This window comes from Rheinheimera sp. (assembly GCF_030690345.1).
Lineage (GTDB): Bacteria > Pseudomonadota > Gammaproteobacteria > Enterobacterales > Alteromonadaceae > Alishewanella.
Map to the genome: position 1 here is coordinate 233,394 of NZ_JAUYGV010000001.1, position 18,395 is coordinate 251,788.

The window sequence follows — 18,395 nt, forward strand, 5'->3', positions numbered from 1 at the left end:
TCCCTAACTCATTATTAGTATTGAACAATCGAAATTTCTGCACCGACACCGGACTGCTCAATGGAAAAATGCCGGTTACCCCACTGCTCAACCCGGATCAAATTATCGGTACCGCTTTGAATGATCTGAGCTGAATTGTTATTGCCAAACTGGCGCAGTTCGGCTTGATTCCCCATGCCGCTTTGTTGCAGCAAAATTTGATTTAACACGCCCTGCTGCAGTAACACTGCGTAATGGCCGTTACCGGATTGAGTGACATCAGCAACGTTAAGATCACCAAGCTGGGTTATATCAACACCGTTTGCCAGCGCATGGCGCTCCAGCAACGATGTAATTTGCACAGAGACATCCGCTACTGCGGTAGCTGAGCTCATTACAACGCCAAATATCAGTAGCCATTTAGTAACATTAAACACCGCTATTCCCTTTCACTGTTGTTACAAAAGCTAGGCTAAAGCACTAACAGAAAGCCGCAATAGGAAAAAACAGCTATTTTACTAATTAGTTATTAATTAGCTGTAAATGTTTCAAGCATTTAAAATCATCATCTTATGAGTTTTAATTAACAAAACCCCCACCAAAGCAACTAAGACTTTAGGGCTATTTTTTAAAATAAGTTTATATAAAGTTAACATCCGTGCTATCCCTAATTGTGCTAAAAAGTAAGCATATGATTAACAATTAGTTAAATTAGGGACAGTTATGACTCATAAAACACTTATTGCCCTTGCCGTAGCGACGGCTCTGGTTTCTGCCGGTGCAGTAGCCAATACCAGTACAGGTACTGAAGATTCTATCCTCGTGATGTTTAAACCCGGCGTATCCAAACAAGAACGCCAGCAACTGATTACGCAACAAGGTGCCAGCCTGCGCCAGTTAGATGCGCAGGGTCGTGATATGAAGATGCGTTATGTGGCTGATGGCCGCATTGTTAAAGTTAAGGTGCCCAAGGGCGTGGACCGCGATCATTTGATTAAAAAGCTGGCGGCAAATCCTGCCGTTGAAGTCGCAGAGCCCGATTACCCGGTAAAAGCACTGGCAACGCCCAATGATCCAAGCTTTGGCGAGCTGTGGGGTCTGCACAATACCGGTCAAAGCGGTGGTACTGCCGGTGCTGATATTAAAGCGGTTGATGCCTGGGATATTTCTACCGGCAGCCATGACATCATCATCGGTGTTATTGATACCGGCATGGATTATAACCACCCTGATCTGATTGATAACCGCTGGGTGAATCCGGGCAGTTTACCGGGCAGTACCTACGGCTACTCGACGTTAAATGCTGAACAAGACCCAATGGACAGTGACAGCCACGGTACCCATGTGGCCGGTACTATCGGCGCTTCGGGCAATAACGGCACCGGTGTGGTTGGCGTAAACTGGAATGTTACCCTGCTGCCGTGTCAATTCCTTGGCCCAACCGGCGGCAGCACAGCCGGCGCTATTGAATGTATCAACTATTTTACCGATTTAAAGCTGAACCATGGTGTCGATATAAAGGCTACTAACAACTCCTGGGGCGGTGGTGGCTTTTCTGAAACCCTGCGCGCTGCGATTCAGTCCGGTGGCGATGCCGGTATTCTGTTTATTGCCGCCTCAGGTAATGACGGTGGCGATGCAGATGCAGCGCCTATGTACCCTGCTGCCTACGATCTCGACGTAATTGTCTCTGTTGCCTCTACCGACAGAAATGACAATATGTCAGACTTTTCCAACTACGGCCTAACATCTGTTGATTTAGGTGCACCAGGCTCCGCTATTTTGTCCACTATCCCTGGCGGCGGCTACGCCACATACTCCGGCACCTCTATGGCATCGCCACACGTTGCAGGTGCTGCAGCTTTGCTGTGGTCAGTAAATCCGGAGATTACGCCCTCAGAAATGAAAACTATTCTGATGGACTCAGGCGACAGCTTGCCGGCGTTGGAAGGCAAAACCGTTTCCGGTAAACGCGTTAATCTGGTAAATGCCATGGTTGAAGCGGATCCTACGCCATCGTTTAAACTGACGCTGACACCACGCACGCAACAGATCACCGCCGGCGATGCTGCACAATATACGCTGGATATCGGCAATATTGCCGACTGGATGGGTGATGTCGCGCTAAGCGTAGACGTGCAACCGGCACTGGAAGGCGTCAGCTTATCTGCCACTACCGCTCAACCCGGCCAGACGTTAACCCTGGATGTGGTTACGTCGGCTGAAACGGCCTGGGGCAGTTATCAGTTCACCATCACAGGTACCGACACCGCCAGCGGCGAACTGGTAAAATCGGTTAATGCCAGCCTGAGTGTGCTGCCACAAGGGCTGCAAGATTACCCTTACAGCAACACTACTCCGGTGGATATCCCGGATAACATTGCCGACGGTATAGAAAGTGTTATTAATGTGCCGCAAGCAGGTAATGTATTTGGTACTGATGTGGGTGTAAACATCACTCACACCTGGCGTGGTGACTTAATTGTTAAACTGCGTTCGCCGGAGGGAACAGAGCATACCCTGCATAACCGTACCGGTGGCAGTGAAGATGATCTGGTACAAAACTGGCAGTTGGACAGCTTTAACGGCGAAAGCATGCAAGGTGACTGGACCTTACTGGTATCAGACAATGCCGGGCTGGATACCGGTACGCTGAACAGCTGGGATCTGACATTAACCGCATTATCGGATGATGGCACACCGCCGGGCCCGGTAGCGCCGGTAGCAGATTTCAGCTTTGTCACCTCTGGTTTAAGCGTTAACTTCAGTGACATGTCGACAGACGCTGACGACGATATCAGCAGTTGGAGCTGGGATTTTGGTGATGGCAATGTCTCTGCTGATGCTAACCCGACACACAGCTATGCAGCCGCCGGCAGCTACAATGTCAGCTTAACCACCACCGATGCGACAGGGCTTAGCGATACTGCAGAGCAAACCGTTACCGTGACCGACAGCAATATTGACCTTAGCGTGCTGCGCTCTATTCGTACCCGCACCGGCTCAACCATTGTTGACCTGCGCTGGAGCGGTGCCGATGCTATGGTGGATTTGTATCGCGACGGGCAGTTGGTCGATACGCTGGATAACACCGGCCGTTATCGTGATCGCTTTAACTCGCAAGCCGTATCTGTTACATACAAACTTTGTTTAACCGCAACCGATGCGTGTTCAGCTGATGTGGTGGTGAATTTCTAACCCCCGCTCAGTTTGAGGTGAAGGCGGCTTTGGCCGCCTTTTTTTATGGTTGCAGTTCCAAAGACTGGCGCTACTATAGCGGGTAGCCATTAAACAACCGGCGCGTAACAACAATAAAAACCGCGAATAACGATTTCAGCATCAGGCTGAGCACGCAGTAAGGAGTTCAGGTGTTAACACAGTTGCACAAGGTAGAACAAAGTTTAAACCAGGTGATCCTTGGCAAGCCGCAACAGATCCGCTTAGCGCTGTGCTGTTTGCTGGCAGAAGGTCATCTGTTGTTAGAAGACTTACCGGGCATGGGTAAAACCACCTTAGCGCATGCACTGGCCAATAGCCTGGGCCTGAGTTACCGCCGCGTGCAGTTTACCAGCGATCTGCTGCCCGGCGATTTGGTCGGGTTAAACATTTATGATGCCCGGTCACAGCAATTTCGTTTCCAGGCCGGTCCGGTATTCAGCCAGGTGTTGCTGGCCGATGAGATAAACCGCGCCAGTCCGAAAACACAAAGTGCCCTGCTCGAAGCCATGGAAGAAAAGCAGGTGTCTGTTGATGGCGAAACCCGCGCCCTACCCACACCTTTCTTTGTCATTGCCACACAGAATCCGTTATTTCATGCCGGCACTTCTGCTTTACCGGAGTCACAACTGGACCGTTTTATGTTCAGGTTATCGTTGGGTTTTCCTGATCATCAGGCTGAACATCAGTTATTACAACGTGACAGCAGCCGCTCACGGCTGGAATTACTAAGCGAGCAACTGAATACCGAGCAACTGCGTGCCCTGCAGCAGCAGGTGCCGCAAGTTAAGGCTTCCGATGCCTTAATTGATTATCTGCTGGCACTGGTTAACAGCAGCCGCCATCGCAGTGATATGTTACCGCTGTCACCCAGAGCATCAAAAGCCGTGTTACGTGCCGCTAAAGCTTTCGCCTTTATCAACGGCCATGACTACGTCAGCGCAGCAGATGTGCAGCAAGTGTTTCCTTATGTTGCTGAGCACCGGCTGGATCCGTCATCTGCTGCCCAGGACAGCCGCTTAAGTCAGATGTTATTGCAACAAACGCCATGTCCGATTTGACCCTGAAACAACGGTTGTACCAGCGATACCTCGCTGTTATCGGCCGCTATCTGGATAAACGCCAACCGCCGGCCGACCGGGTTACCCTGGTACAAAAGCTGATTTTTATTTTACCCACCCGTTACGGTTGGTGGTTTGTACTGCTGATTACCCTGCTGTATTTATTGGGTACTAACTATCAGAATAACCTGATCCTGCTACTGTGCTACTTGCTGCTGAGCCTGTTTTTGCTCAGCATAGTGCTGGTGTACCAGAATATGCGCGGTTTAACATTGCAATGCCGCACTGCGCCGGCTGGCTTTGCCTCTGAGAAGCTTAATGCCGTGCTGCAACTCAGTGCTGATAAACCCCACCTGATGCTGAATTTTAGTTTTATGCAACAACAGCACAGCGTATTGATGCCGGGCCTGAGCGCTGAACTGACATTACCGTTGCCGGCGGGCCGGCGCGGTAAATATGCGCTGCCACGTATTAAAATCAGTAGCCAGTATCCGTTTGGTTTATGGCGGGCCTGGAGCTATGTTGCCCTGGCACAAGATTATTGGCTGTATCCGCGCGCCGAAAAAATGCTGCAACAGCATGACGATAGCCCGGTAGCGGATAGCGGCCAGCAGCCGCAGACACAAAGCGGCGATATATTAGCGCCGTACCGCAGTGGCGACAGCCTGCGCCATATGGTTTGGAAACGGCTGGCACGGGATCCGCAAAATCCGGTGGTACGCCAGCAACAGTTTTCGCCCGAAGCTGAGCCGTGTTGGGTGGTGGTGACGCCGGCAACCGGCGAAGCCTTAGAGCGCCGCCTGAGTCACGCCGCCTGGCAATTACTGGCGTTAGAGCAATCCGCACAGCGCTACGGGTTAAAATTGCCCGGGCTGACATTGCCGCAATCTTGCGGCGCAGCCCATCTGCAACGTTGCCTGCAGGAGTTGGCCCTGTGTTAAAGCAAAAAAATGTCTTATTGCTGTGGGCCGGGTTACAGCTGGGCATACTGTTGTTGCTGCAACAAGCCTTTAGCGGCTGGATTATCGGCGTGTTTTTGCTGCTGTTATTGTATCGTGTTGATAGCGTACTGCGTAACCGGGCCACGCTTAGCCTGAAATGGGTTAACCTGCTGGCCGGCGTTGTGGCCATTGCTTTATTTGTTAACCTGCGCCAGGCCGGCGTGCTGCATTTTATGTTACAGATACTGCTGCTGGCGGCGGTGGCCAGGCTGTTGGCACTGCAGCATTTATATGAAGCCAGGCAATTAGTGTGGGTGCATTACTTCTTAATTGGCTGTTGTTTTATTCTGCATCAGGATATGGCCATTGCCATGCTGGTGTTTGGCGTCTTTTTGCTCAATGTATACAGCCATTATCGTCTGTTCGCGCCGACTGGCGCGCAGCTGAACTGGCCGCAAACCGGCCGTGCTGTGCTGATTATTTTACCGCTGTGGCTGGGGATGTTTTTACTCTTCCCCAGGTTGCCGGCCTTCTGGCAAATTCCGGATGCTAATGTAGCTGCCACCGGGCTTGGTGACAGCATTGACCCCGGCAGTATTGAAAAACTGGTGCAGGACGACAGCCTGGCGTTTCGGGTTGAGTTTGATGGCCCTTTACCACCACGCCAGCAGTTGTACTGGCGGGCCAGGCTATATGAAGAATTTGACGGCCGCAGCTGGCACGTTGCTGCGTTGCCTCGCACAGCCGCACGCTATACCGCGCCATCTGCTGAGGCTGATAACGACACAGCGACACTCAGTTATCGTGTTATCGCCGAAGCCAGCCGGCAAACCAGCCTGTATGCTCTGGCACGGCCACTTAGCACCAGCGCTAACGTGCGGCTAAACGCCGGCGACCTGATCAGTGCCCCTAAACCGGTTAGTCAGCGCCTGAGTTATCAGGTTAACGGTATTTATGGCCCGCCGGCTTTGCTGTCAGCGCAGGAGCAACAACTTAACCTGGCACCGGGTGCCGGCAATCCGGCAACAAAACAATTTGCCGCAGAGTTATTGCAGCAATATCCGCAGCCGGCACAGTTGGTACAAGCGCTGACAGAGCACTTTCGCAGCCAGCCGTTTTACTACAGCCTTACGCCGCCATTATTGCCTGGTGCAAACAGCGTAGATCAGTTTCTGTTTAACAGCCGTACCGGGTTTTGCAGCCACTATGCGTCCGCTACTGCCGTTATCCTCAGAGCTGCCGGCATCGCTGCCAGAGTGGTGGGTGGTTATCAGGGTGGGCAATGGCACCCGCAGCAAAACTATCTGGCGGTAAGGCAGCGGGAAGCGCATGCCTGGGTAGAGTATCTGGATAACGGCGTTTGGCAGCAATTTGATCCTACCGCCGCTGTCGCCCCGGAGCGCATTTTAAATGATCTGGATGCCGTTTTACCGCAAGCGCAGCGCGACTTGCTCAATGCCGGTTGGCGGCAACTGGCTTTTTTACAGGCGGCACGGCAACAATTAATGCATCTTGATTATTACTGGTCGGTTTGGGTATTGGGGTTTAATGACAATAGCCAGCAACAGTTGTGGCGCCAACTTAAACAGCAACTGCCGGCTATTGCCGCAACCATAGCGGCTATATTGGCACTGTTGCTACTGTTTGCCGGTAGCTATTTGCTTAAGCGCAGGGTACCGGCTGGATTACCACCGGCGACAATGCTGTTGCAACGCGCTCTGCGGCCGGTTTTGCTCCTTAAAACTCCCTCGCAACCGCTTTCTGTTTATCTGCAGCAATTAGCCATAAGCCAACCGCAACACCGCGAATGGTTGCAGCAGTTAGCAGATGTGTATGAGCAGGCTGTTTATGCCGACAGGCCGCAGGCGCTTATGCAGTTGGCTGCACTGCTTAAACACCGGCGGCAACAAATAAAACAATTACGAAGCAGTATTAAGAATGCGTAGCGCGGTTTGCAGATGCTCTGCACAGTGAATGCCCAAGTCGGTTAAGTAACCGCCATCGGCCTGCGACACCAGGCCTTTATCATACAGCCGTTTTATTGCCTGTTGCGTTTCGGCGTCGGCGGACTGGTGGATCTTAATACCTTCCATGGCACTGTCGAGATTAAACAAGGTTAACACGCGAATTTCAGCATTGAGTTGCGGTGATATTGGCATAGGTGCGTTCCTGCTCTGTTGTTTTACTCACCATAGCTGGCCTTAGCCTAAAAGCAAAGGGCTGATGTAAAATACCGCAGTAAAAACCCGGTATCGTGCCGGGCCTCTACCATGGTAACCACTGCAGGCTAGCGCAGAACATCCTCTAGCGCTTTGATACACAGCGCGATATTCTCGCGCCGGGCCGCATAACCCATCAGCCCGATGCGCCAGGCTTTACCTGCCAGATCACCCAGGCCGGCGCCTATTTCCAGGTTGTATTGCGCCAGCAACTGTTTGCGCATAGCAGCATCATCCACGCCCTGCGGAATATATATACTGTTAAGCTGCGGCAAGCGGTACGGCTCTGCTACAACAAACTCCAGCCCCAAATTGGTTAAGCCTTGTTTTAGCAGCTCATGCATTTGCTTATGCCGCAGCCAGCTTCGCTCCAGCCCTTCGCCAGCCAGCAAGCGCAGCGACTCATGCAAGGCATATAACGCATTAACCGGTGCCGTATGGTGATAACTGCGTTTGGCGCCACCACTCCAGTAGCTCATGACCAGGCTTTGATCTAAAAACCAGCTTTGCACCGGCCGCGTACGCGCTTTAATGCGCTCAACCGCCTTGGGCGAAAATGACACCGGCGATAAACCCGGCACACAGGATAAACACTTCTGACTGCCGGAATAAATGGCATCAATACCCCAGTCATCTACCCGCAGCTCAACGCCGCCTAACGAGGTTACGGCATCAACAATAGATAAGCAGCCATATTGCTGCGCCAGCGCACACAGGGTTTTCGCATCCGACAAGGCGCCGGTAGAGGTTTCAGCATGCACAAAGGCCAGATACTTAGCCTGCGGGTTGGCTTTTAATGCCGTTTCCACTGCTGCCGGGTCTACCGGCTCGCCCCAGCCATTGTCTACTATAATGGCGGTGGCCCCACAGCGTTCCACGTTCTGGCGCATGCGCTCGCCAAATACGCCGTTACGGCACACCACTACCGTATCACCGGGCTCCAACAGATTAACAAAGCAGGTTTCCATACCGGCACTGCCGGGCGCAGATACTGCCAGTGTCATGTCGTTTTGGGTTTGAAAGGCATACTGCAGCAGCTGTTTTAGCTCATCCATCATGCCGATAAACAGCGGGTCCAGGTGGCCGACTGTTGGCCTGGCCTGGGCAGCTAAAACCTGCGGATGCACATCAGATGGCCCCGGGCCCATTAAAATGCGGCGTGGTGGCAAAAATGCGTCTATTTTCGGTGCCTGTTGCATAGTAACTCCGTGCAGTTATTTTTGCTTTACCATAGCAAAATCACGCTTTGATGCCAGTATTGTTCGGCTATTGCCGCTATTCAAGGGATCAATAGCTCAAAGGATTAATAGTTCAAAGGATCAGTAGTGCCACCGCCGCGCCGGCTGAGGTATAATGCGCGTTTTTGCGCTTAAGCGCTGTTTCAGGAACCCTGCTATGAGTACATTACCCGCCTGCCCTAACTGCCAGTCTGTTTACACCTATGAAGACGGCGCCTTGCTAATGTGTCCGGAGTGCGGCCATGAATGGTCGGCCAATGCGGTTGACACACAAGACAGCAAGCAAATTCGCGATAGCGCCGGCAATGTGCTGCAGGATGGCGATACGGTAACGGTAATTAAAGACTTAAAAGTAAAAGGCTCATCGTCGGTAGTAAAAATCGGCACTAAGGTGAAAAACATTCGCCTGGTAGAGGGCGATCATGATATCGACTGCAAAATTGATGGCTTTGGCGCCATGAGCTTAAAATCGGAATTTGTGCGTAAGGTACAAGACTAAAAAAGTACAAGACCAGCATAACAAAACGGGGCTTTAAGCCCCGTTTTGGTTTATTAACTGCTGCCGGTTAAAAACGTCCGCGCAGGGCCGCAATACGTTTTTCCAGCGGCGGATGGCTTAAAAACAGCTCAGATTTCGCCGCACCACCGGCAATACCAAAGGCCATCATACTGCCTTCCAGCCGGCTTTCATGGTTATGCTTTAACCGCTCCAGCGCGGCGATCATTTTATTCGGCCCGCCTTCCAATTTCGCGGCACCGGCATCGGCACGGTATTCGCGCTGACGCGAGAACCACATCACGATAATACTGGCCAGAACGCCAAACACCATTTCCAGCACAATTACAGTGGCAAAATAGGCAATACCACCGCCCTGGTTATTATTGCTGTTATTGTTCAGCATGCCGGCGATTAAACGGGCAAGGAAAATAACAAAGGTGTTTACCACGCCCTGGATCAGCGTCAGCGTTACCATATCGCCGTTAGCAATATGCGACACTTCGTGTGCCAGCACTGCCTCGACTTCGTCTTCGCGCATATTGCGCAGCAAACCGGTGCTTACTGCAACTAAAGCATCATTGCGGTTCATGCCGGTGGCAAAGGCATTCATTTCCGGCGAGTCGTACACGGCCACTTCCGGCATACCAATACCGGCGGCTTTAGCCTGGCGCGCTACCGTGGTCATTAACCACTGTTCGGTGGCGTTACGTGGCTGTTCAATCACCACCGCGCCGGTAGAACGCTTTGCCATCCATTTTGACATAGCCAGCGATATAAAAGAGCCGCCAAAACCGAACACGGCAGCAAACACCAATAAACCACCAATGCTGCTGCGATCGACACCAAGGAAACTGAATACGATATTGAGCACTATGCTCAGCACCAAAATAACCGCCAGGTTAGTGGCTAAAAATAAAAAAATACGCTTCATACTGCTTTCCTCAATTGGCTTACTGCACTGTACTATATGGGCTTAGAGGCCATTTTCAATTTAATCGCAGCGGATTATTTGTAAGAAAAGGTGTCTGCCGTAGTGCTTTTGGCTACAATGGCAGCAACATGAAGGAGTTAGCCATGCAATTATTACTACTGAGCAGTTCGCGCGCCAATAACAGCGCTTACCTCGCCCCATATATGGCGTGGATAACGCAGCATTTGCAAGGCGTTAATGAGTTACTGTTTATTCCCTACGCCGGCATCAGCATTAACTATGACGACTACCTGGCCACAGTGCAGCAGGCACTGGCACCACAGGGCATTACAGTGCGCAGTATTCATCAGTTTGCCGATGCGCGCCAGGCTGTTACGCAAGCTCAGGCTATCGCTGTCGGTGGCGGCAACACTTTCCACCTTCTTTATCAGTTATATCAACAGGATATAGTGCAATTAATCCGAAAACGCGTAACCGAAGGCGTGCCCTATATTGGCTGGAGTGCCGGCTCCAACATTGCCGGTGCGACCATTCGCACCACTAATGATATGCCGATTATTGAACCGGCTTCGTTTAATGCGTTAAACCTGTTACCGCTGCAATTAAACCCGCATTACACTGACTATAAACCGGAGGGTTTTCACGGTGAAACCCGCGATATGCGCTTAGCGGAGTTTATGCAGCTGCATCCTGCGACGCCGATTATTGCCCTGCCCGAAGGTACCGCACTAAAACGCAGTGGCAACAGCCTGACCTTGCTTGGTAGCGAAGGCGGTTATCTGTTTCTCAGCGGTAATAAAACGCCGCTGGCAGAAAATAGCGATTTAGCTGAGTTTTTGTTGTAACGCGACAACCATCAACTGCTGAGACTCAGAGGTTAGAATACCCGATCAGTCGACACAGAGTGTCTGAGCGGACGCGCAAGCGGTAGCGAGTTGCTGTGGCGAGCTTATCGGGTGTTGTAACCGGCGTTGGTGCAAAGTTGTGTCGCCAGCTCTGTTGCCAGATGCTGATACTGAGCCGGGTCCGGCGCAAAAGGTACAACCCCCAAACAAGGTGCGGTGATACGCTGGCGTAAATCAGTAATATTTTGCTCCGGTAACGCCATATCCGGATCAATACAATTCGCCACCCAGCCCAACAGCTTACAGCCACTGCGCTCAATCTCGCGCACCGTTAGCATGGCATGGTTTAAACAGCCCAGTTTCAACCCAACCACCAGCACTACCGGTAACTGCTTATCGGCCACCCAGTCCGCCAGATAGCGTTTATCGCTTATCGGCAATAACCAACCTCCGGCGCCTTCAATTAATAACTGCTGCACAGGTAATTGCTGCCACTGCGCCAACGCAGCATCTAACTGTGCTTCGTCAATCGGCAATTGCTCGTTGGCGGCCGCCAGATGCGGTGCCACCGGCGCCTGATAACAGATTGGATTGATCATTTTATAAGGTAACGCGATACCGGAATGTTGCTGCAACAGTAACGCGTCACCATTGCAACCTTGCCCGTCAGCCCCCGCCGCTATTGGCTTTACGCCAGCCGCGGCTGTGCCCAGCATTTTAAAACCTTGCAACAACATAGCGCTGATATAGGTTTTGCCGGCGTCGGTGTCGGTAGCAGTAATAAAGCAGCTGTTAATTGGCATTTTTATATCCGCTGATAATCAGCACCTGATAACTGGCCGGTAACCCCAGCGTGGTGCGGTTGTCATCATAAGCAGCGGCCAGACTTTGCCAGTAGCCCTTGCCGGTTAAACCACGGCTTTGCCGGCCGGCAACCTGATTCGCGCCCAGCGCTTTTAACTCGCGCGCCAGGCTGACAACATCCGGATAAAACAGCGGGTAGCAACGTTGCTCAAACTGCCAGTTAATAGTGCTGACAGACTCAGCGGCCGCGACCACAGCGGCGGCAGGCAAAAAGTGGTTTACATGCGCCAGTGTATCAACACGGGCAAACGCCTGTTTCAGCTCTGCCAGGGTGCCATCGACCAACGTCGTCAGCACTACCCGGCCGCCAGGGGCCAATATGCGGTCTATTTCAGCAAAGACCGCCGCCGGCTTGGGACACCACTGCAGCATTAAGCTGGAAAACAGCTTATCAACGCTGTGCGCTGCCAATGGCAACTGCTGCGCATCGGCCTGCACGTAGTTTGTCGCTAACTGCTGAGTTGCCGCTTTGGCCAGCATGCCGGCGCTTAAATCTGCTGCGCTAAACTGGTTGCAATAAGACGCAAAGCGCGGATGGATCCAACCCGGGCCACAGCCTAAATCGAGTAAATGGCCCTGTTTATCCGCCGGCAACAGTGCCAGCGCATCCAGTGCCACCTGTTGTTGCAGCCGGGCGGCCGGTAAATAGCTGTCGCAGGCTTTACCAAAACTGTGTGCCACCTGGCGGATAAAGCCCTCTGCGGTTTCAGCGCTAACTGCGGTCATAGCACCTGCCTTAATTGTTGCAGCAACAGTGTAATATCTTCTGCCGTGTGCGCTGCACTTAGCGTAATACGTAAACGGGCACTGCCCTGGGGTACTGTTGGCGGGCGAATGGCGCTAAGCCAAATGCCCTGTTGTTTTAACTGGTTGCTGACGGCCACAGCGCGCTCACTACTGCCCAGCACCAGGCCCTGAATGGCGCTGTGCGAATTAAGCAGCCCCAGATCGGCGCCGAGGCGGCGAAACAAGGCGATATTGCTGTGTAGTTTGTCGCGCCGCCAGCTGTCGCTGCGGCACAGCTGAATGCTTTTTAGTACCGCCGCACACAGCGGTGGTGGCAACGCCGTGCTGTAAATATAATGCCGGCCAAATTGTTCGATATAATCGATCACCGTTTTACTGCCGGCGATAAAAGCCCCGCCTGCGCCCAGTGCTTTACCAAAATTGGCCATAGTGCAAAACAGCTCGCGTTGCGCAATGCCCTGTGCCGCGGCAGTGCCTCTGCCTTCAGGCCCCAATACGCCTAAGCCGTGGGCATCATCCAACAGCAGCGGTGCATCAAAGCGATGGCACAGCGCCAACATTGCTCTAAGATCCGGGCTGTCGCCATCCATACTAAACACACCTTCGGTCACCACCATAGGCTGTTCATATTGCTGCAGTAACAACTGCAAGGCAGATACGTCATTGTGGGCGAAACGTTTAAAACCGGCGTCACTGTGCCGCGCCGCATCTATCAGCGAGGCGTGGCTGAGTTTATCCAGCAATAAAGTATCCGTTTTACTGCTTAGCGTTAGCAGCATAGCCTGGTTGGCGGCAAAGCCGGAGGAAAACAGCAATACCCGCTCTACTCCAAGCCAGTCGCATAAGCTGTCGCTCAGCTGCTGATGCACCGCATGCTGGCCGGTAACCAGTGGCGAGCCGCTGCTGCCGGCGCCAAACTGTGCCGCGCCATCGGCATAGGCCTGCAACACCGGTGCTGCTGTGGCAAGATCCAGATAGTCATTACCGCAAAAGTTAAGATAACTTTTGCCGGCAACACCTACCAGTCTACCGTTGTAGCTATCCAGGGTTACCGGGCGGCGCAGTAACTGCTGGGCGGCGCGCTGCTCAAGCGCCTGGCTTAACTGTGCCAGCCTGGCTTGTAACATGCTTACTGTGCCGCGTGAAACAGTGGCGGGTTAGCCTGCTCTTGTATCGCATCGGCCAGCGCCAGTTCATGCGCTTCGTCAGACACATCATGGCGCTGCTCCGGCTGAATACCCAGTTTGGCAAACAACAGCATGTCAGCATCGGCTTCCGGGTTATCGGTGGTCAGCAATTTATCGCCGTAGAAAATCGAATTAGCCCCGGCGAAGAAACACAGCGCCTGCATTTGCTCGTTCATGCGTGAGCGGCCGGCCGATAAGCGTACATGGCTTTGCGGCAACATAATGCGCGCCACTGCTATAGTGCGGATAAACTCAAAGGCATCTAAATCATCAACATTTTCCAGCGGCGTACCGGCCACCTTTACCAGCATGTTAATCGGCACACTTTGCGGATGCTCCGGCAAATTAGCCAGCTGCATTAACAGCGCCGAGCGATCGTTAGCGCTCTCGCCCATGCCCAAAATACCGCCGCAGCATACTTTCATACCGGCATCGCGCACGTGGCTTAAGGTGTCTAAGCGGTCCTGATAGGTGCGGGTGGTAATAATTTCGCCGTAAAACTCCGGTGAGGTATCCAGGTTGTGGTTGTAGTAATCCAGCCCGGCACCGGCGAGGGTTTGCGCCTGCTCACCGGTTAACATGCCCAGTGTCATACAGGTTTCCAGCCCCATGGCTTTTACGCCCTGCACCATTTCAATAATGTACGGCATATCGCGCTGCTTCGGGTTGGTCCAGGCCGCGCCCATACAAAAGCGGCTGGCGCCTTTGTCTTTAGCGGCTTTGGCTTGGGTTAACACCTTTTCCACTTCCAACAGACGCTCACGCTCCAGCCCGGTATTGTAGTGGCCGCTTTGCGGGCAGTATTTGCAGTCTTCGGCGCAGGCACCGGTTTTAATCGACAACAAGGTGCTTACCTGGACTTCATTCGGTTTAAAGTGCTGGCGGTGCACCGTTTGCGCCTGAAACAATAAATCGTTAAACGGCAGCGCATAAAGTGCATTGACCTGCGCGAGGGTCCAGTCGTGGCGGACAACAGCCTGCATAAAAATCCCTGTTTAAATTGAGGTTAAAGGTGTTTTCGGCTAGTCTAACCGCCACCTTCGCGTTGTCAACGCTGACCAGAATTAAAACTTTACTACAGGTTAAATAATGAGCATTGATTTAGCTTTTGATCGCAACCATATCTGGCACCCTTATACCTCGATGCAAGATCCCTTGCCGGTGTATCCGGTAGTGGCAGCAAAAGGTTGTGAACTGATACTGGAAAATGCTCAGCGTTTAATTGACGGTACCGCATCCTGGTGGTCGGCGGTACATGGCTATAATCACCCTGCCCTTAACGCTGCAGTTACAGAGCAGCTTGGCAAAATGGCGCATGTAATGTTTGGTGGCATTACCCATCAGCCGGCGGTTGATTTATGTAAACAACTGCTGAGTATGGTGCCGCCAAATTTAACCAAGGTATTTCTCGCCGACAGTGGCTCCATCGCGGTAGAAGTGGCGATTAAAATGGCGCTGCAGTACTGGCTGGCCAGTGAGACACCGCAAAAGCAGAAGTTAATCAGCCTGCGTAAGGGTTATCATGGCGATACTTTTGCCGCTATGGCGGTATGCGACCCGGTCGATGGCATGCATGATATGTTCGCTGCTTTGCTGCCACAGCATTACTTTTTACCGGCGCCGCAAAGCCGCTTTGACGGCGAGTTTTTACACAGTGACATAGCGCCGCTTGAGCAACTGCTGGCAGAAAACCACACTGAAATCGCTGCGCTGATTTTAGAGCCGATAGTACAGGGCTACGGCGGCATGCGCTTTTATCACCCGGAATTTTTACGCCGCGCCAGAGCTTTGTGCGATGAATATAAGGTGTTGCTGATTGCCGATGAAATTGCCACCGGCTTTGGCCGCAGCGGCAAGTTATTTGCCTGCGAGCATGCCGGCATAGCGCCGGATATTATGTGTGTGGGTAAAGCACTCAGCGGTGGTTATATCACGCTGGCGGCCACACTGTGCACCGATGAAGTGGCGCGCGGTATTAGCCAAAGCCGGGCCGGCGGTTTAATGCACGGCCCTACGTTTATGGCCAACCCGCTGGCGTGCGCGGTGGCCAATGCCAGTTTAGCGCTGATTGCACAAGGCGACTGGCAACAGCAGGTGGCCGCTATTGAGCAACAATTAAAGCAGGAACTGGCCGCCTGTCGCCAATCGCCACTGGTAAAAGACGTACGGGTGTTGGGGGCTATTGGAGTGTTGGAGATGCATAACAAGGTAGATGTCGGTGCACTGCAGCAGCAATTTGTTGAGCTGGGGGTGTGGATCCGGCCGTTTAACAAGCTGATTTACGTAATGCCGCCGTTTATTATCCGCCCTGAGCAGCTAAGCCAACTTACTGCAGCCATGCGGACAGTAACCGGAGTTTAACTCAGACCTGCCAATACAGGTACAGCAGCAAACCTATACTGCTAAGCAGTAACATCACTATATTAAAGTGCAGATGATCGCCGCGCCGGCGCAACCGCAGCCGGTTTAACGATAAACTTAAAGCACTGACCAGCGCCACGGCCCACAGCAGGTATTGCAGATAAACGGTTAGCTGCGGATGCCAGTCGCTGCGAATTTCTATGCCCCAGTAACGCACCAGCCCGGTATCCAGATCCGGGCTGGCATAATGCGCCACCACCATACCGGCAATAAATAATAACCAGCCAAATACCGCCAGCCAGTTAAAGGCCCGACATAACAGATCCGGCCCTTGGCGACGCTCATATTTTTCCGGTTTTTCCTGCTCTGTGGTCAATTTTAAAGTCCTGATAACTTTTACTTGTTTTGTGCGCCTGGCTCAGTATCATTACCGCTTTACGCAGTTGTCTAAGTTTACACCCTCTGGAGTTTGTTGCATGACGCACGCCGTTATTAAAGATGTTTTAGCTGGTCGCTATGCCGTTGGTGAATCAATCACCGTTAAAGGCTGGATCCGCACCCGCCGCGATTCAAAAGCCGGTATTTCCTTTTTAGCTATTCATGATGGCAGCTGCTTCGATGCGGTACAGGCCGTAGCCCCTTCAGACTTACCCAATTACGAAGCTGAAGTAAAACGCCTGACCACCTCATGCTCAGTGGCGGTAACCGGCACTGTGGCACGTTCTGAAGGCCAGGGCCAGGCATTTGAACTGCAGGCTACTGTGGTTGAAGTATTAGGCTGGGTAGAAAACCCGGACACCTACCCTATGGCACCGAAGCGCCACAGCATGGAATACCTGCGTGAACACGCGCACCTGCGCGCCCGCACCAACATTATGGGTGCCGTTACCCGGGTACGGCACTGTTTAGCTCAGGCGGTACACCGCTTTTTCCATGAGCAGGGCTATTACTGGATCAGCACGCCTATTATTACCGGTTCAGACGCAGAAGGCGCCGGGGAAATGTTCCGCATCAGCACGCTGGATCTGGAAAACCTGCCGCGTACTGATAAAGGCAACATTGATTACAGCAAAGATTTCTTCGGTAAAGAAACCTTCTTAACCGTATCCGGCCAGTTAAACGGCGAAACCTATGCTTGTGCCATGTCAAAAATTTACACCTTCGGCCCTACTTTCCGTGCCGAGAACTCCAACACCAGCCGCCATTTAGCCGAGTTTTGGATGATAGAGCCGGAAGTGGCCTTTGCCGAATTAAAAGACATCGCCCAACTGGCAGAAGATATGCTGAAGTACGTGTGTAAAGCCGTACTGACCGAGCGCGCCGATGATATGGCCTTTTTTGCCGAGCGTATCGACCCTACCGCCGTAACGCGGTTACAGCAGTTGGTTGACTCGTCTTTTGTGCGGATGGATTACACCGACGCTATCGAAATTTTAAAAACCTGCGGTAAGAAGTTCGAATACCCTGTGGAATGGGGTGTCGATTTGCAATCTGAGCACGAGCGCTACCTGGCTGAAGAGCACATCGGCGCACCTATCATTATGCAAAACTACCCGAAAGACATTAAAGCCTTTTATATGCGCTTAAATGCCGACGGCAAAACCGTAGCGGCAATGGACGTATTGGCGCCGGGTATTGGTGAAATTATCGGTGGCAGCCAGCGTGAAGAGCGTCTGGAAGAGTTTGATAAGCGTTTGGCGGAAATGGGCCTGGATAAAGAAGACTACAGCTGGTACCGCGACCTGCGCCGCTACGGCACAGTACCCCACGCCGGTTTTGGTTTGGGCTTTGAGCGTTTAGTGTCATACGTTACCGGTGTAGGTAACGTGCGCGATGTTATCGCTTTCCCGCGTACGCCTGGCAACGCAGAGTTTTAATACCCCCGATGCACAACATGCAAAAAAGGCGCTTTAAACAGCGCCTTTTTTATTGCTCAACATACCGGTTGCTTATGCTTAACCATATGAAACAGAAACCACCTTTTCTTGTGGGTTAAATTCTATATTGCAGCTAAGCAAGTGAAAATGCAGTGCGCTGCTGTGAATAACGCGCTTACCCTGCTGCAGGTTTTCCACTTTGTATTCCGACAAATTAACCGTGTTTAATTGCCGGATCACACTTGAGTAAGCAGTGCCTTTACTAACATTGCCGCAAAGATAATACACTTCCTTTCTTGCTTCGTTGGCGTAAAAAGCGAAAACCAGTAAGCCCAAGATACTGATTAATAACACAATAAATTTTAGTTTAAGCATAACCCTGCTGTTTATTACTTGATGTTTTCCAAGAAAGCAACTCAGCCGGCAGCGG

The 18,395-nt window shown here is 52.2% G+C and carries 18 protein-coding genes; 8 read left to right on the plus strand and 10 right to left on the minus strand.

What is annotated here, in order from left to right:
• Nucleotides 1-14: 14 nt before the first annotated feature.
• Nucleotides 15-374 (minus strand): curlin subunit CsgB, encoded by a 360-nt coding sequence (locus Q8O77_RS01045; protein ID WP_305550835.1) that lies wholly within the window; start codon nucleotides 372-374, stop codon nucleotides 15-17.
• Between the two features lie 328 nt (nucleotides 375-702).
• Here Q8O77_RS01045 and Q8O77_RS01050 point away from each other — a divergent pair, with 328 nt between their 5' ends.
• The 4 genes from Q8O77_RS01050 to Q8O77_RS01065 all read left to right on the plus strand — a co-directional run bounded on the left by Q8O77_RS01050 (nucleotide 703) and on the right by Q8O77_RS01065 (nucleotide 7,143).
• Complete coding sequence (locus Q8O77_RS01050) at nucleotides 703-3,177, plus strand: S8 family serine peptidase (RefSeq protein WP_305550837.1); 2,475 nt, start codon at nucleotides 703-705, stop codon at nucleotides 3,175-3,177.
• Nucleotides 3,178-3,347: 170 nt separating this feature from the next.
• Nucleotides 3,348-4,256: a MoxR family ATPase gene (locus Q8O77_RS01055; protein WP_305550839.1), complete on the plus strand. Its 909-nt coding sequence runs from the start codon at nucleotides 3,348-3,350 to the stop codon at nucleotides 4,254-4,256.
• Nucleotides 4,244-5,197 carry a DUF58 domain-containing protein gene (locus Q8O77_RS01060; protein ID WP_305550841.1) on the plus strand — a complete coding sequence of 318 codons (954 nt, stop codon included), beginning with the start codon at nucleotides 4,244-4,246 and terminating at the stop codon, nucleotides 5,195-5,197. Before Q8O77_RS01055 ends, Q8O77_RS01060 begins: the two co-directional genes overlap by 13 nt.
• A complete protein-coding gene (locus Q8O77_RS01065; protein ID WP_305550843.1) occupies nucleotides 5,191-7,143 on the plus strand; it encodes a DUF3488 and transglutaminase-like domain-containing protein in 1,953 nt (650 codons plus the stop codon). The genes Q8O77_RS01060 and Q8O77_RS01065 overlap by 7 nt, the downstream gene beginning before the upstream one ends.
• On the opposite strand, the gene Q8O77_RS01070 is transcribed toward Q8O77_RS01065, so the two are convergent.
• Nucleotides 7,117-7,356 (minus strand): TIGR02647 family protein, encoded by a 240-nt coding sequence (locus Q8O77_RS01070; RefSeq protein WP_305550844.1) that lies wholly within the window; start codon nucleotides 7,354-7,356, stop codon nucleotides 7,117-7,119. The genes Q8O77_RS01065 and Q8O77_RS01070 overlap by 27 nt on opposite strands.
• Before the next feature lie 128 nt (nucleotides 7,357-7,484).
• Entirely contained in the window at nucleotides 7,485-8,615 is a 1,131-nt protein-coding gene (locus Q8O77_RS01075) for an alanine--glyoxylate aminotransferase family protein (RefSeq protein ID WP_305550846.1), read from the minus strand.
• Between the two features lie 196 nt (nucleotides 8,616-8,811).
• Here Q8O77_RS01075 and Q8O77_RS01080 point away from each other — a divergent pair, with 196 nt between their 5' ends.
• Entirely contained in the window at nucleotides 8,812-9,153 is a 342-nt protein-coding gene (locus tag Q8O77_RS01080) for a zinc ribbon domain-containing protein YjdM (protein ID WP_305550848.1), read from the plus strand.
• 67 nt (nucleotides 9,154-9,220) lie between these two features.
• On the opposite strand, the gene htpX is transcribed toward Q8O77_RS01080, so the two are convergent.
• Nucleotides 9,221-10,084, minus strand: coding sequence for a protease HtpX (htpX, locus tag Q8O77_RS01085; RefSeq protein ID WP_305550849.1), 864 nt, complete (start codon nucleotides 10,082-10,084; stop codon nucleotides 9,221-9,223).
• 143 nt (nucleotides 10,085-10,227) lie between these two features.
• On the opposite strand from htpX, the gene pepE reads away from it, so the two are divergent.
• Entirely contained in the window at nucleotides 10,228-10,929 is a 702-nt protein-coding gene (gene pepE, locus Q8O77_RS01090; RefSeq protein WP_305550851.1) for a dipeptidase PepE, read from the plus strand.
• Nucleotides 10,930-11,033: 104 nt separating this feature from the next.
• Here the strand turns inward: pepE and bioD are convergent, their stop codons facing one another.
• From bioD to bioB, 4 genes are read right to left on the minus strand one after another with little or no spacing between them, the layout of a single operon-like run.
• Nucleotides 11,034-11,732 carry a dethiobiotin synthase gene (gene bioD, locus Q8O77_RS01095; protein ID WP_305550853.1) on the minus strand — a complete coding sequence of 233 codons (699 nt, stop codon included), beginning with the start codon at nucleotides 11,730-11,732 and terminating at the stop codon, nucleotides 11,034-11,036.
• The gene (locus tag Q8O77_RS01100) at nucleotides 11,722-12,519 is read right to left on the minus strand and encodes a methyltransferase domain-containing protein (protein WP_305550855.1); all 798 of its coding nucleotides are present in this window, start codon (nucleotides 12,517-12,519) and stop codon (nucleotides 11,722-11,724) included. The genes bioD and Q8O77_RS01100 overlap by 11 nt, the downstream gene beginning before the upstream one ends.
• The gene (locus Q8O77_RS01105; RefSeq protein ID WP_305550857.1) at nucleotides 12,516-13,667 is read right to left on the minus strand and encodes an 8-amino-7-oxononanoate synthase; all 1,152 of its coding nucleotides are present in this window, start codon (nucleotides 13,665-13,667) and stop codon (nucleotides 12,516-12,518) included. The genes Q8O77_RS01100 and Q8O77_RS01105 overlap by 4 nt, the downstream gene beginning before the upstream one ends.
• Before the next feature lie 2 nt (nucleotides 13,668-13,669).
• Nucleotides 13,670-14,710, minus strand: coding sequence for a biotin synthase BioB (gene bioB, locus Q8O77_RS01110; RefSeq protein WP_305550859.1), 1,041 nt, complete (start codon nucleotides 14,708-14,710; stop codon nucleotides 13,670-13,672).
• A 106-nt stretch (nucleotides 14,711-14,816) separates the two neighbouring features.
• Between bioB and bioA the strand changes: the two genes are divergently transcribed.
• Nucleotides 14,817-16,088, plus strand: a complete 1,272-nt coding sequence (bioA, locus tag Q8O77_RS01115; protein WP_305550861.1) for an adenosylmethionine--8-amino-7-oxononanoate transaminase — start codon at nucleotides 14,817-14,819, stop codon at nucleotides 16,086-16,088.
• Nucleotide 16,089: 1 nt separating this feature from the next.
• On the opposite strand, the gene Q8O77_RS01120 is transcribed toward bioA, so the two are convergent.
• A complete protein-coding gene (locus Q8O77_RS01120) occupies nucleotides 16,090-16,464 on the minus strand; it encodes a hypothetical protein (RefSeq protein WP_305550863.1) in 375 nt (124 codons plus the stop codon).
• Nucleotides 16,465-16,564: 100 nt separating this feature from the next.
• Here Q8O77_RS01120 and asnS point away from each other — a divergent pair, with 100 nt between their 5' ends.
• Nucleotides 16,565-17,965: an asparagine--tRNA ligase gene (gene asnS / locus Q8O77_RS01125; RefSeq protein WP_305550864.1), complete on the plus strand. Its 1,401-nt coding sequence runs from the start codon at nucleotides 16,565-16,567 to the stop codon at nucleotides 17,963-17,965.
• 78 nt (nucleotides 17,966-18,043) lie between these two features.
• On the opposite strand, the gene Q8O77_RS01130 is transcribed toward asnS, so the two are convergent.
• A complete protein-coding gene (locus Q8O77_RS01130) occupies nucleotides 18,044-18,340 on the minus strand; it encodes a hypothetical protein (protein ID WP_305550866.1) in 297 nt (98 codons plus the stop codon).
• Nucleotides 18,341-18,395 lie beyond the last annotated feature (55 nt).